The sequence below is a fragment of the Stappia stellulata DSM 5886 genome (assembly GCF_000423705.1).
GTDB lineage: Bacteria > Pseudomonadota > Alphaproteobacteria > Rhizobiales > Stappiaceae > Stappia > Stappia stellulata.
Genome location: NZ_AUIM01000012.1, coordinates 125718 through 138825 on the forward strand (window position 1 = coordinate 125718; position 13108 = coordinate 138825).

12 protein-coding genes are annotated in these 13108 nt (G+C 66.0%); 9 read left to right on the forward strand and 3 right to left on the reverse strand.

Annotated features, from left to right (window positions below):
• Positions 1–9 precede the first annotated feature (9 nt).
• The gene (locus tag G572_RS0110325; RefSeq protein ID WP_029058409.1) at positions 10–768 is read left to right on the forward strand and encodes an ABC transporter ATP-binding protein; all 759 of its coding nucleotides are present in this window, start codon (positions 10–12) and stop codon (positions 766–768) included.
• Positions 765–1559, forward strand: coding sequence for an ABC transporter permease (locus G572_RS0110330; RefSeq protein ID WP_051242157.1), 795 nt, complete (start codon positions 765–767; stop codon positions 1557–1559). Before G572_RS0110325 ends, G572_RS0110330 begins: the two co-directional genes overlap by 4 nt.
• Positions 1560–1571: 12 nt before the next feature.
• On the opposite strand, the gene G572_RS0110335 is transcribed toward G572_RS0110330, so the two are convergent.
• Positions 1572–2246, reverse strand: a complete 675-nt coding sequence (locus G572_RS0110335; RefSeq protein ID WP_029058411.1) for a thiamine diphosphokinase — start codon at positions 2244–2246, stop codon at positions 1572–1574.
• Positions 2247–2339: 93 nt separating this feature from the next.
• On the opposite strand from G572_RS0110335, the gene G572_RS0110340 reads away from it, so the two are divergent.
• Both G572_RS0110340 and G572_RS0110345 read left to right on the forward strand, forming a co-directional pair.
• Complete coding sequence (locus G572_RS0110340) at positions 2340–3683, forward strand: NAD(P)H-dependent oxidoreductase (RefSeq protein ID WP_029058412.1); 1344 nt, start codon at positions 2340–2342, stop codon at positions 3681–3683.
• 366 nt (positions 3684–4049) lie between these two features.
• A complete protein-coding gene (locus G572_RS0110345; RefSeq protein WP_156884551.1) occupies positions 4050–6221 on the forward strand; it encodes a CHASE3 domain-containing protein in 2172 nt (723 codons plus the stop codon).
• 78 nt (positions 6222–6299) lie between these two features.
• Here G572_RS0110345 and G572_RS0110350 read toward each other — a convergent pair whose 3' ends face one another.
• Positions 6300–7691, reverse strand: coding sequence for an L-serine ammonia-lyase (locus G572_RS0110350; RefSeq protein WP_029058414.1), 1392 nt, complete (start codon positions 7689–7691; stop codon positions 6300–6302).
• 123 nt (positions 7692–7814) lie between these two features.
• Positions 7815–8531, reverse strand: coding sequence for a GntR family transcriptional regulator (locus tag G572_RS23395; protein ID WP_037546600.1), 717 nt, complete (start codon positions 8529–8531; stop codon positions 7815–7817).
• A gap of 245 nt (positions 8532–8776) precedes the next feature.
• On the opposite strand from G572_RS23395, the gene kynU reads away from it, so the two are divergent.
• From kynU to G572_RS0110380, 5 genes are all read left to right on the forward strand, one after another.
• Positions 8777–10012 carry a kynureninase gene (gene kynU / locus G572_RS0110360; protein WP_029058415.1) on the forward strand — a complete coding sequence of 412 codons (1236 nt, stop codon included), beginning with the start codon at positions 8777–8779 and terminating at the stop codon, positions 10010–10012.
• A complete protein-coding gene (kynA, locus tag G572_RS0110365; RefSeq protein WP_051242161.1) occupies positions 10009–10875 on the forward strand; it encodes a tryptophan 2,3-dioxygenase in 867 nt (288 codons plus the stop codon). The genes kynU and kynA overlap by 4 nt, the downstream gene beginning before the upstream one ends.
• A gap of 43 nt (positions 10876–10918) precedes the next feature.
• The gene (gene kynB / locus G572_RS0110370) at positions 10919–11545 is read left to right on the forward strand and encodes an arylformamidase (protein ID WP_029058417.1); all 627 of its coding nucleotides are present in this window, start codon (positions 10919–10921) and stop codon (positions 11543–11545) included.
• Positions 11546–11633: 88 nt separating this feature from the next.
• Positions 11634–12404, forward strand: a complete 771-nt coding sequence (locus tag G572_RS0110375) for an ABC transporter ATP-binding protein (protein WP_029058418.1) — start codon at positions 11634–11636, stop codon at positions 12402–12404.
• Complete coding sequence (locus tag G572_RS0110380; protein WP_029058419.1) at positions 12401–13108, forward strand: ABC transporter ATP-binding protein; 708 nt, start codon at positions 12401–12403, stop codon at positions 13106–13108. The genes G572_RS0110375 and G572_RS0110380 overlap by 4 nt, the downstream gene beginning before the upstream one ends.

Sequence of the window (13108 nt, forward strand, 5' to 3'; positions counted from 1 at the left end):
GGGGCATCCGTGACAAAGGCTGAGACGCCCGTTTCCCCTGTCGGTTCCGCGCCCTCACTCCGGCTCGGCGGCGATTTTCGTCATGCCGGCCGACCGTTGTTTTCCGGCCTCGATCTGCCGGTGGCGGCGGGGCGCTGGACCTGTCTGCTCGGGCCGTCCGGTGTCGGCAAATCGACGATCCTGCGGCTTTTCGCCGATCTCGATACCGGCGGCAGTTTCGACGGCGAGATTTCGGCGAGCGACGGCGCGCCGGTTGCCGGCCGGGTCGCCTTCATGGCCCAGACGGATCTGCTCGCGCCCTGGCTCGATGTCATGGGCAATGTCACGCTCGGCAGCCGCTTGCGCGGCGAGCGGATCGACCGGGCGCGCGCCCGCGATCTCATCGAGCGCGTGGGCCTTGCCGATCACGTCGAAAAGGCGCCGGCGCGGCTTTCGGGCGGCATGCGGCAGCGCGTCGCGCTTGCCCGCGTCTTGATGGAAGACCGGCCCATCGTGCTGCTCGACGAGCCCTTCGCGGCGCTCGATGCGCGCACGCGTGCGGAAATGCAGGATCTCGCCTTCGACACGCTGAAGGGCCGCACGGTCTTGCTGGTGACACATGATCCGGCCGAAGCCGTGCGCCTTGGCCACCGGATCTTCATTCTCGCGGAATCCGGCCTGTCGGAGATCGAGGCGCCCGCGCTCGACCCCGTGCGCCCCGTCGAGGCGCAAGAGACAATGGACATGCAGGTGCGGTTGTTTCGCGCGCTGAGAGGAGAGCCGGCATGAGCGCGGGACGGGCATTCTCCGAGGAGGTGACGAGACTGCAGCGCGTACGCGATGCGGTGCTCGCCGCCGGTGTGGCGCTGGCGCTGTGGCAGGCGGTGGTCTGGGTGACCGCCGTGCCGCCCTTCATCCTGCCCGGTCCCTGGCGTGTGGCGGAAAGCCTTGTCGCCAATGCCGGGCTGATCGCGGAAAACGCGTGGGTCACCATCGCCGAAGTCATGATCGGGCTGGTGCTCGGTGCGGTCCTCGGCGCCGCGACCGCGCTGCATTTGATGATGTCGCCGCTGGCGCGCCGTCTGGCGCTGCCGATCATGGTGTTCAGCCAGGCGGTGCCGGTCTTCGCGCTGGCGCCGATCCTGACGCTGTGGTTCGGCTACGGCATGGCCTCCAAGATCGCGATGGCGCTGCTGATCATCTATTTCCCGGTGGTCTCGACCTTCTACGACGGGTTGCGCCGCACCGATCCGGGCTTGCTCGATCTCGCCCGCACCATGGGCGCGCCGCCCGCGCGCACACTCCTGTTCCTGAGGCTTCCGGCGGCACTTCCGGCTTTCGGGTCGGGCTTGCGGCTTGCGGCGGTCTACGCTCCCATCGGGGCTGTCATTGGCGAGTGGGTCGGCGCCTCCAAGGGGCTTGGCTACCTCATGCTGCTTGCCAACGGACGCGCCAAGACGGACCTGATGTTCGCCTCGCTCTTCGTGCTCGCGCTCTTTGCGGTGGTGCTCTATGCCGCCGTTTCCGCTTTCACGCGGCGCATGACGCGCTGGTCGAGCGAAACGACCGACGGGGCCTGAGCGTCCCGTCCGTCACGCGTTCGCGGCGGTTCCATCGGCGCCGGGGCGGGCCAGAAGCACCGCCGTGCCGGAGCGAAGCGACACGTTGACACCGGCGTCATTGCCGGCGGCAACGCGGTTGGACAGCGTCAGCGACTGGCCCATCGTCACGTTGCGGTCGATGAGCGGCCAGTCCACCCCGCCAAGGCTCAGGGCCGCCAGATCGGAAAAGGCGAGCACGGAAAACAGAGTGCCCGCCGGCAGGCCGACGGTCTGATTGCCTTGCATCAGCGGCCAGGCTTCCTCCGTGCCGCTGGTCATCATCACCGGCAGACCGCCGGCGTGCAGGCTGATGCCGTGCAGCAGATTGTGGACCGCGTGGTCGGAGCGCGGTCCGCCGAGCGCGCCGGCGATGACCAGACGGCTCGCACCGCGTGCCAGCGCTTCCGCGACGGCGAGTTCGCCGTCTGTCATGTCCTTGTCTTCCGGATGGGACTGGCGCGGAACATGCGCCCAGTCGCGGGCCAGCCGTTCGTCGCTGGAATCGAAGTCCCCCACCCACAGTTCCGGCGTGACCCCGAGTGCGGCCGCGTGGCGCATGCCGCCATCGGCGGCAATCACGCGGTGGCCGGCGATCTGCGCGGCGAGACGCGGGGTCGGCGTGATCTCTCCGCCAAGCAGGATGAGAAAGGGCGTGTCGTCTTGCATGTCGCGCCGTCGGGTCCGGTTTCGCTGTCAAATCGATCGTCGCCTTGTACCACGGCGATTTTTTCGCGCATTGTGCGATCAAGGGAGGACACAATGAATCTTTCGCACATGCTCGCAGACCGCGCCGAGGCAGGAAACCCGGTGCGTGTCGCCCTGATCGGCGCCGGCAAATTCGGCTCCATGTATCTGACCCAGGCGCGGCTTACGGCGGGCGTTCATGTCGCCGCCATCGTCGATCTCGATCCGACCCGCGCCCGCAGGACGCTTGCAACCTGCGGCTGGCCGCAGGAGCAGGGCAACGCGCCCTCGCTCGACGCGGCGATGGCCTCGGGCGCGACCTTCGTCACCGACGCGCTGGCGCCGGTGCTGGCCGACGGCCGCATCGACGTGGTGATCGAGGCGACCGGCGACCCGGCCGTCGGCATCCGCCATTGCCTTGCGATCATCGACGCCGGCAAGCATGTGGTGATGGTCAATGTCGAGGCGGACGTTCTGGCCGGCCCGCTTCTCGCCCGCAAGGCGAAGGCTGCCGGTGTCGTCTATTCGCTCGCCTGGGGCGACCAGCCGGCGCTGATTTGCGAGCATGTCGACTGGGCGCGGACCTGCGGCTTCAAGGTCGTCTGCGCCGGCAAGGGCACGCGCTATCTGCCGGGCTATCACCAGCTCACGCCCGATACGGTCTGGGATGTGCTGACGCAATATCTCGACATCACCGACCGCAGCATGATCAACCCGAAGATGTTCAATTCCTTCCTGGACGGCACCAAGTCCGGGATCGAGATGACGGCGGTCTGCAACGCGACCGGCCTGGTGCCGCAGCCGGACGGACTGGCGTTTCCCCCGGCAAGCCGGTTTGAACTCTCCTCCGTCTGCAAGCCGAAGGACGCCGGCGGCACGCTGGCGCTGTCGGGAACGACGGAGGTCGTCTCCTCGCTCACCCGTGCGGGCGAAAACGTGCCGCACCATCTGGCGATGGGCACCTTTGTCGTCATCGAGGGCGAGACGGATTACGCCCGCCAGTGCTTTCGCGAGTACCACATGCTTGAAGACGAGAGCGGGCGCTTCGCCACGCTTTACCGTCCGACCCACATGATCGGAATGGAACTCGGGCTTTCGGTCGCCTCGGCCGTGCTCAGGCGCGAGCCGACCGGCGTGCCGGGCGCTTTCGTGTCCGATGTGGTGGCAACCGCAAAGGGGCCGCTCAAGGCCGGCGACACGCTCGACGGCGAGGGCGGGGCAACCGTCTGGGGCAAGCAGCAACCGGCGGCGGTCTCGCTGGCAAAGGGGTTCCTGCCGCTCGGTCTGGCAAGCGGCGTGCGGCTCACCCGCGACATCGCGGAAGGCGAGATGCTCACCTGGGACAGCGTTGCCATCGACGCCGACGATCCGGCGGTCAGGATCCGCCGCGAGATGGAGGCGGCCTTTTCGCCGGCCTGAACCCGGGAAGCGGACCCGCACCGAGACGACGGGTGACGCGTGGGCAGGGCCCGCGCGCGCCTGTCTGCGACCGGGTGCCGTCGGGTTCGCGCAAACCGGGTGCGGTCCGGACTTCGCAGGCGCAGAAGGTGCGGTCTCTTTTCTCTCTTGGTGGTTTTCTATTGTTCGAAAGTAAAATTGAAAAGAAGTCATCGATAGAAATTACAATTACGCAGTTGCGATAATAATATCTGTTTGTTTTTTCCGTTTTTGGATTCTCCTATTCACTTGTTTTTTAGCGAATCGGGTGAATTTTGGCAATTGCGTTAAGTATCCCAGATATTGCGCGTGATATTTTTCGATTTCCTCCAGGAGGCGGAGCCTGAAATGAAGTGGTCGTCCATCAAGATGAAGCCCAAGATTTTGTTGGGGATGTCCTTTCCGATCCTTCTCTTGATCGTGATCGGTATCCTGTCGATCTCGAGCCTTGGAAAACTCAAGACGGCCTCCTCCTGGGTCGATCACACCTATGAGGTTATTGGGCAAGCCCAGAACGTCATCGCTTCGGCCGTGAATATGGAAACCGGCATGCGCGGTTATCTGCTTGCCGGCGAGGATGCGTTTCTGGAGCCTTACAGGGCCGGCGAAACGACGGCCTATGCACAGATCGACAGCCTTCAGGAGACGGTCTCGGACAATCCGGGGCAGGTCGCCAGACTCGCGGAGGTCGAAAACCTGCTGCGTGAGTGGCAGTCCGACGTCACCGAGCCGGCAATCGCCTTGCGCCGTGAGATCGGTGATTCAAAGACCATGAACGACATGGCGAAACAGGTCGGGCAGGCGCGCGGCAAGACGTATTTCGACACGTTCCGGGCGCAGATCGCGACCTTTATCGAGCGCGAACGCACGCTCCTTGCCGAACGCGAGGCGGAATTCGAGCGCCTGCTCGGCGAGCCGGTGGTCGCCGCCGGCAATGCGAAAGCAGCCATCGACTGGGTGACCCATACCTTCAAGGTGATCGGGGCGGCCAATGAGATCATCGCGGCCGCCGTCGACATGGAAACCGGCATGCGCGGCTATCTTCTCGCTGGCAAGGAAGCGTTTCTGGAGCCTTACGTGGCCGGATCGGCGCGGTTCGCCGAACTGACGTCGGCGCTGCGCGAGACGGTAAGCGACAATCCGCCCCAGGTCGCGCTTCTGCGCGAGGTCGAGACAACGGTCGCGAACTGGCGGAACGAGGTGGTGGAGCCGATGATCGCGTTGCGTCGTGAGATCGGCGATGCGCCGACGATGGATGACATGGCACGGCGTGTCGGCGAGGCGCGGGGCAAGGTCTATTTCGACCGGTTCCGAAAGTTGATGGCCGATTTCTCTGCGGAAGAAGAAGCGCTCAAGATCGCCCGCCAGCAGCAGAGCTCCGAGACCGAGGCCGACACGCGCATGCTGATCATCGGCGGCATCGCCATCGCGGTCGTGCTTGGCGGCGGTCTCGGCTTGCTGATCGGCGGCGGGATTTCCAGACCGGTCACCCGCATGACCGCGGCAATGGGCCGGTTGGCCGACGGCGACAAGACGGTGGAGATCCCCGGTGCCGACCGCGGGGACGAAGTGGGCGCCATGGCGGCGGCCGTTCTGGTGTTCAAGAACAACATGATCAAGACGGAGGAACTGGCGGCGCGCGACGCGGATGAGGTCCGGGCACGGGACGTGCGCGCGAAGCGGATCGACGAGATCACCTGGGTGTTCGACGTGGGGGTGTCGGAACTGCTCGGCGCGGTCGCCGGTGCCTCGACGGATATGGAAAGCACCGCCACGTCGATGTCCGGCATCGCCGACGACACCAACAACCGGGCGACCGCTGTCGCCAGCGCCGCCGAACTGGCATCGGCGAATGTCCAGACCGTGGCAAGCGCGACGGAGGAGTTGTCGAGCTCGATCCAGGAGATCGCACGCCAGGTCTCGCAGTCGGCCGAGATCGCCGGCCACGCCGTCGATCAGGCGTCCCAGACCGACGAACAGGTGAAGGGCCTGGCGTCGGCGGCCCAGCGGATTGGCGAGGTGGTCAGCCTGATTTCCGCCATTGCGGAACAGACCAACCTGCTGGCGCTGAACGCCACCATCGAGGCGGCGCGGGCAGGTGAAGCCGGCAAGGGCTTTGCCGTCGTCGCAGCGGAGGTCAAGGAACTGGCGAGCCAGACCGCCAAGGCGACGGACGATATCGCCCGGCAGATCGGCGGTATCCAGAGCGAGACCGACGGAGCCGTCGCTGCGATCCAGTCGATCGGGACCACGATCGCCGAGATCAACGAGATCGCCGCCGGCATTGCCTCGGCGGTGGAGGAGCAGACCTCCGCCACCCGCGAGATCGCGCGCAATGTCGAGGAAGCGGCGGCGGGGACCGGCCAGGTGACCTCGAACATCCTGCAGGTCACGCGCGCGGCGGGCGAAACCGGTGCGGCGGCGGTCAAGGTGACGGCGACCGCCGGCGAATTGAGCGACAAGTCCACACAGCTCAAGACGCGGGTCGAGACCTTCCTCGACGACGTGCGCAGCGCCTGAGTTCAGGCCTGCCGGCGGGACGGTCGGGCCGGTCGTCCCGTCGCACCCCGGACGGGCCGGTCGAGACCGGGTGCCGCCTCAGCACTCCACGACGTTGACCGCGAGGCCGCCCTTTGAGGTTTCCTTGTACTTGTCGGTCATGTCGAGGCCGGTCTGGCGCATGGTCTCGATGCAGCTGTCGAGCGGCACGAAATGGCTGCCGTCGCCGCGCAGCGCCAGCGAGGCGGCGGTCACCGCCTTGACCGCGCCGAGCGCATTGCGCTCGATGCAGGGCACCTGGACCAGCCCGCCGATGGGATCGCAGGTCATGCCGAGGTGATGTTCGAGCGCGATTTCGGCGGCGTTTTCCACCTGCTCGTTGCTGCCGCCAAGCGCTGCGCACAGGCCGGCCGCAGCCATCGCCGAGGCCGAGCCGACTTCGCCCTGGCAGCCGACCTCCGCACCCGAAATCGAGGCGTTGGCCTTGATGATGCCGCCGATGGCGGCAGCGACCAGCAGAAAGGTGCGAATGCCCGCCCGGCAGCCGTCGGGGCAATGGTCGAGGTAATAGCGGATGACGGCGGGAACCACGCCGGCGGCGCCGTTGGTGGGGGCGGTGACCAGTGTGCCGCCGGCGGCGTTTTCCTCGTTCACCGCCATGGCATAGACGCCGAGCCAGTCCATCACCGTGTGCTGGAAGGGGCGGTTCTTGCCGGCTTCCCCCAGGAGTTTCTCGTGGATCTGGCGGGCGCGGCGCTTCACCTTCAGTCCGCCCGGCAGTTCGCCCTCGCGCGCCAGGCCGCGCTGCAGGCAGGCGTTCATCGCGTCCCAGATCCGGTCGAGCTCCGCATCGAGGTCGAAGTCGATCCCCTGAGGCGCGCGGGCCGCCTCATTGGCGCGTTTCATGTCCGCGATCGCAAGCCCGCTGTCGGCCCCCATCTTCAGCATTTCCTTGGCCGATCCGAAGGGGTAGGGCGCGCCGGCTTCCTGCGTCTGGGTCATCAGGTCGTCCTGGGCGGCAAGCTCCTCCGCGCTGACGACGAAGCCGCCGCCGACGGAATAGAGCGTGTCCTCGGCGATCGCCTTGCCGTTGGCGTCGAGCGCGCGAAAGATCATGCCGTTGGCATGGCCGGCCAGCGGCGGGCCGTAGTCGAAGACGAGATCATTCGCCGGATCGAAGGCAATCGGTCCGATGCCGTCGACCTCCAGCGTGCAGTCGCGGGCGAGCCGCTCCATCTCCGCGTCGACGTCGTCGGGATCGATGGTCGCGGGGTCGTGGCCGGCAAGGCCCAGGCAGATCGCCCGGTCGCTGGCATGCCCCTTGCCGGTGAAGGCGAGCGATCCGTGCAGCGAAACCGCGATGCGCGCGGGCGCGAGGCCGCCGTCACGCAGCTCCTGCAAAAACCGTCCGGCGGCCACCATCGGTCCCATCGTGTGGGATGACGACGGCCCGATGCCGATCTTGAAGATGTCGAACACGCTGATGAACACGAACCCCTCCCGCTTCTGTCATCGCTGCCGCGCGATGGCGGCGGGCGGGATCATGGCGTGCGAATCGCGGCCCGTCATCCGTGCAGTGCGGCAATGACGCAAACAAAAGGATGCGTGACGTTTTCAGGGGCTTGAGGCGTCGTCCGGCCACAGGAACGCATAGATGGCGAGCGAGAAACCGATGTGCTCGCGCAGCAACGCCACGGCGGCCGCTGTGTCGCGGTCCAGCGTTGCCTCCATCATCCGGGTGTGATGGGCGAGGCCGAGCGTGCCCCTGACCAGTTCGGTAAAGGCTGTGCGCGCGGCCGTATCCAACTCGCGGTGGGCGGTCGGATCGAACAGCATGTGGCGGTGGTGACGGCGCAGCTGCTCGGTGATCTGGCGCTGAAAGCGGTTCAGGCAGGCGGAGGCGCCGGCCGACAGGAGCGCGTCGTGAAAGCTCTCGTGACGAAGCTCCCATTCGGCCATGGCGGAGGCGCCGACGCCGGGGCCGGGCACCGGCGTGCGGGCGAAGGCGTGATGGGCGGCGACGATGCGGCCCTCCCATTCCGCGTCGCCGGAGGCGATGGAGCGGGCAAGCAGGGCTTCCTCCGCGGCCTGGCGCCCGACCTGGAGATCGCGGATCGAGGACGCGGAGACGGGCGCGACCCGGTAGCCCCGGTTGCGCTCCGAGACGACCAGACCTTCCGCCTCCAGCCGCGACAGCGCCTCGCGCAGCGGCGTCCAGCCAAGGCCGTAGCGCTCGGTCAGCGTGGCGACAACCAGCGGCGAACCGGCGAGCAGCGCGGCGTTGAGAATGTCGGCCTTGAGCCGTTCGAAGGCCTCGTCTGTCTTTGCCATTCCCGGTGTCCCTTGCGGCGGTTTTGAACCCGCGATGCGGTCGCTGTTGCATCCGGCCGAAGCGATCGCGGCCGAAAATGTGCAGCAGAAAATATAATACAAGAAATTATATATAATATATTGAGCTCCGTCATCCTGCTTGCTAGGGTGACGGCACTTCATCCACCGCCGAAGGTCGCCCAAAGCGCTTCATCCGGCGGGAGGCGCCGCGCAGGCGGTGCGACCGAGTGACCAGGACGACCGACATGCTCACGACCCAGGGCGCGGATGCGCGCCGTCTCGACGAGAACGATCCGCTCGCCGCGAAGCGCGACCTTTTCACCATTCCCGACGGTGTTTTGTATCTCGACGGCAATTCGCTGGGCGTGTTGCCGGCCGCCGTGCCGGCGCATGTCCAGAAGGTCGTGCAGGAGGAATGGGGCACCAGCCTGATCCGGGCCTGGAACGATCATGACTGGATCGACCTGCCGCAGCGCGTCGGCGACAAGATCGCTCCGATCGTCGGCGCCGCGCCCGGCACGGTCACCGCCTGCGACAACACCTCCGTCAATGTGTTCAAGGTGCTGGCGGCCGCGCTTGCGCTGCGTCCGGACCGCAAGGTGATCCTTTCCGACAACGGCAATTTCCCGACCGATCTTTACATGGCCCAGGGGCTGCGCGATCTGCTGGATCGCGGACATGAGTTGAAGATCGTCGACCCCGAGGCGGTCGAGGGCGCGATCGACGAAAGCATCGCCGTCGTGATGCTGACACAGGTCGACTACAAGACCGGTCGCCTGCACGACATGGCGGCGCTGACGAAACGCGCGCATCAGGTTGGCGCGCTGGCCGTCTGGGATCTGGCCCATTCCGCCGGCGCTCTTCCTGTCGAGCTTGACGCCTGCGGTGCCGATTTCGCGGTCGGTTGCGGCTACAAGTATCTGAACGGCGGCCCCGGCGCGCCGGCGTTTCTCTATGTCGCAGCCGGCCTGCAGGACAAGGTCACGCCCCCGCTCACCGGCTGGATGGGCCATGAGGCGCCGTTCGCCTTCGATCTCGACTTTCGCGCCGACACCGGCATCGGGCGCATGCGGGTCGGCACGCCCCCGGTGCTCTCGCTCTCCGCGCTCGACAAGGCACTCGACGCCTTCGCCGATGTCGACATGGGCGTGTTGCGCAAGAAATCGATCAGCCTGAGCGAGTTGTTCCGGGCCGAGATCGAGCGCCGTTGCCCGGAACTGGAGCTTGCCAGCCCGCGCGACCCGCATGCGCGCGGCAGCCAGGTCTCCTTCCGCTTCGAGAACGGTTATGCCCTGATGCGGGCGCTGATCGCGCGCGGTGTCATCGGCGATTTCCGTGCGCCCGACGTCGTGCGTTTCGGCTTCACGCCGCTCTATCTGTCGCATGCCGATATTCTGGCCGCTTGCGACATTCTCGAGGACATCGTGAAGACCCGCGCCTGGGACACGCCCGAATTCCACAAGAAGGCCAAGGTGACATGAGCGATACATCCGGGCCGCGCGACAAGCTGTTGACACCCTTCGATCCGGAGACGGACGGGGCGGAGATGGAATTCGACGGGCGCATGTCCTATGGCGACTACCTGTGCCTCAACCGGATCCTGACGTCACAAAATCCCCTGTCCGAAGCGCACGACGAGATGCTGTTCATCATCCAGCATCAAACGTCGGAGCTTTGGATGAAGCTCGCGATCCACGAACTGGTCGCGGCGAAACGGCAGATTGCCTCCGACGACCTGCCGCCGGCCTTCAAGATGCTGACGCGGGTGGCGCGGATCTTCGAGCAGCTGACCGGGGCCTGGCAGGTTCTGCGCACGATGACGCCTTCCGAATACACCGACTTTCGCGAGGATCTCGGCCAGTCCTCCGGCTTCCAGTCGCATCAGTACCGGGCCATCGAGTTTCTCGCGGGAAACAAGAATGCCGCGATGTTGCGCCCGCACGAACATGTGCCGCGCGTCCATCACTGGCTCAATGAACTGCGGCTGGAAACCAGCATCTACGACGAGGCGATCCGGCTGTTGGCGCGCTCGGGCTTCACGATCGACGCGGAACACCTCGCACGGGATCCGGGCGAGCCCTATTCGAAGAACGCCAGCGTCCATGCCGCCTGGATCGAGGTCTACAAGGACCCGCGCCAGCACTGGCCGCTGTACGAGCTTGCCGAGAAGCTGGTCGACTTCGAGGACTATTTCCGGCGCTGGCGCTTCAACCATGTCACCACCGTGGAACGTGTCATCGGCTTCAAACGCGGCACGGGAGGCACCTCGGGCGTGAATTACCTGCGCCGGATGCTCGATGTTGTCCTTTTCCCGGAATTGTGGAATATCCGCGCCGATCTGTGACCCTGGATGGCGAAACCGCGCCGCCCGCACCTGAGGAGACACCGTGTCCCGTCTGATCGACATCACGCCGTCGCTTGCGCCGGGTGTCGCCGTCTTTCCGGGCGACGCGGCCTACCGGATCGAGCAGACCTTCGCCATCTCGCCGGACTGCCCGGTGAATGTCGCGAGCGTGTCGCTGTCCACGCACTGCGGCGCGCATGCCGACGCGCCGCTGCATTACGACGCGCAAGGCGCCGACATTGCCTCGTTGCCGCTTGAGGATTTCATCGGTCCGGCACGGCTGATCGATGCGCGGGGGGAGGGGCCGCTGTGTCAGCCCGGCGACATCGCCGACCGGCTCGACGGCGTTCCGCCGCGCGTGCTCCTGCGTCTCGCCGACGGACTGGATCCGGCGCGCTGGCCCGAGGGGTTTCGCGCGCTGGCGCCTGAAACGGTGGAGCTTCTGGCGGCGAGGGGCGTGCGGTTGATCGGCGTCGATGTGCCGTCGGTGGATCCGGAAACCTCCAAGGCGCTTCCGGCGCATATGGCGGTGCGCAAGCACGACATGCGCATTCTGGAGAATCTTGCGCTCCATATGGCGGATGACGGGGATTATGAGTTGATCGCGCCGCCATTGAAGTTAGAAGGACTTGATGCGGCGCCGGTGCGCGCCGTCTTGCGACCTCTCTGAAGAAGAGGCGCAAGGGGGGACACAACGAAGGCGGCGCAACGACAGACCGCCAGAACACACGAGGGAGGCGATGGGCTTGGGAGAGCTTATGCTGGAGGTGGACCGCCTGGTCATGGACTATGGCGGGTTTCGCGCGGTCGATCATTGCTCCTTTGAGGTGCATGAAGGGTCGATCACCGGACTGATCGGCCCGAACGGGGCCGGCAAGACCACATTGTTCAATCTCATTGCCGGAGCGTTTCCCCCGACCGAGGGGTCGATCCGCTATCTGGGCAAGACGATCACGAAGCTTTCCACCGACAAGCGGTTCCATCGCGGTCTGGTGCGGACCTTCCAGATTCCCCATGAGTTCCATCGCCTGACCGCGTTGGAGAACCTGATGATGGTGCCGCCGGCGCAGGCGGGCGAAAGCCTCGTCGCCAACTGGCTGAGCTATGGCCGGGTGCGCGAAACCGAGGCTCGCGTGCGGGCACGCGCCGAGGAGGCGCTGGATTTCCTGGAGCTTTCGCATCTGGCCAACGAGCGCGCCGGCAATCTGTCCGGCGGTCAGAAGAAGCTCCTGGAACTGGGCCGCACCATGATGACGGATGCGCGGCTGGTGCTCCTCGACGAGCCGGCCGCCGGCGTCAACCGCACGCTTTTGCGCAAGCTTGAGGAAAAGATCGCGATCCTGAACAGGGAGCGCGGCTACACCTTCATCCTGATCGAGCACGATATGGAAATGATTGAGAAACTCTGCGATCCGGTGATCTGCATGGCGGAGGGGCGGGTGCTGATCCAGGGCGATTTCGCAACCGTGCGCTCCGACCCCAGGGTGCTGGAAGCCTATCTGGGCGAGACGGTCGGAGACGCTGCATGAGCGACATTCTCGTGATGCGGGACCTGGTTGGCGGCTATGGCGATGCCAACGTCCTGCAAGGCGTGTCGATGCGCGCGGCCAAGGCGGAGATCGTCGTGATCGTCGGTCCCAACGGCGCCGGCAAGTCGACCGCGATGAAGGCGATCTTCGGCCTTCTCAAGGTGCGTGGCGGGTCGATCACCGTTGACGGCACCGAAATCACCGGCTGGGAGCCCAATCGCATCGTCGAGGCCGGCGTGTGCTACGTGCCGCAGGTCAGCAACGTCTTTCGCGAAATGACGGTGCACGAGAATCTGGAGATGGGGGCCTTCCTGCGCACCGGCGATCTGTCGGCTGCCTACGACCGGGTCTACACGCTGTTTCCCGACCTGAAGGAACGCCGCAAGGCGCTCGCCGGCAACCTGTCGGGCGGTCAGCGGCAGATGGTGGCCATGGGCCGCGCGCTGATGCTGGAGCCGAAGCTCCTGCTTCTCGACGAGCCGACGGCGGGCCTGTCGCCGCGCTACATGGAGCAGATCTTCCAGATCTGCCGGGACGTGCGCGACACCGGCGTCACCATCGTCCTGGTCGAGCAGCACGCCAAGCAGGCGCTGGCCTTCGCCGATCGCGGCTATGTGCTCGCCGCCGGCGCCAACCGCCACGAAGGCACCGGCGCGGATCTCCTCGCCGACCGCGACGTCGCAGACATGTTCCTCGGAGGGTGA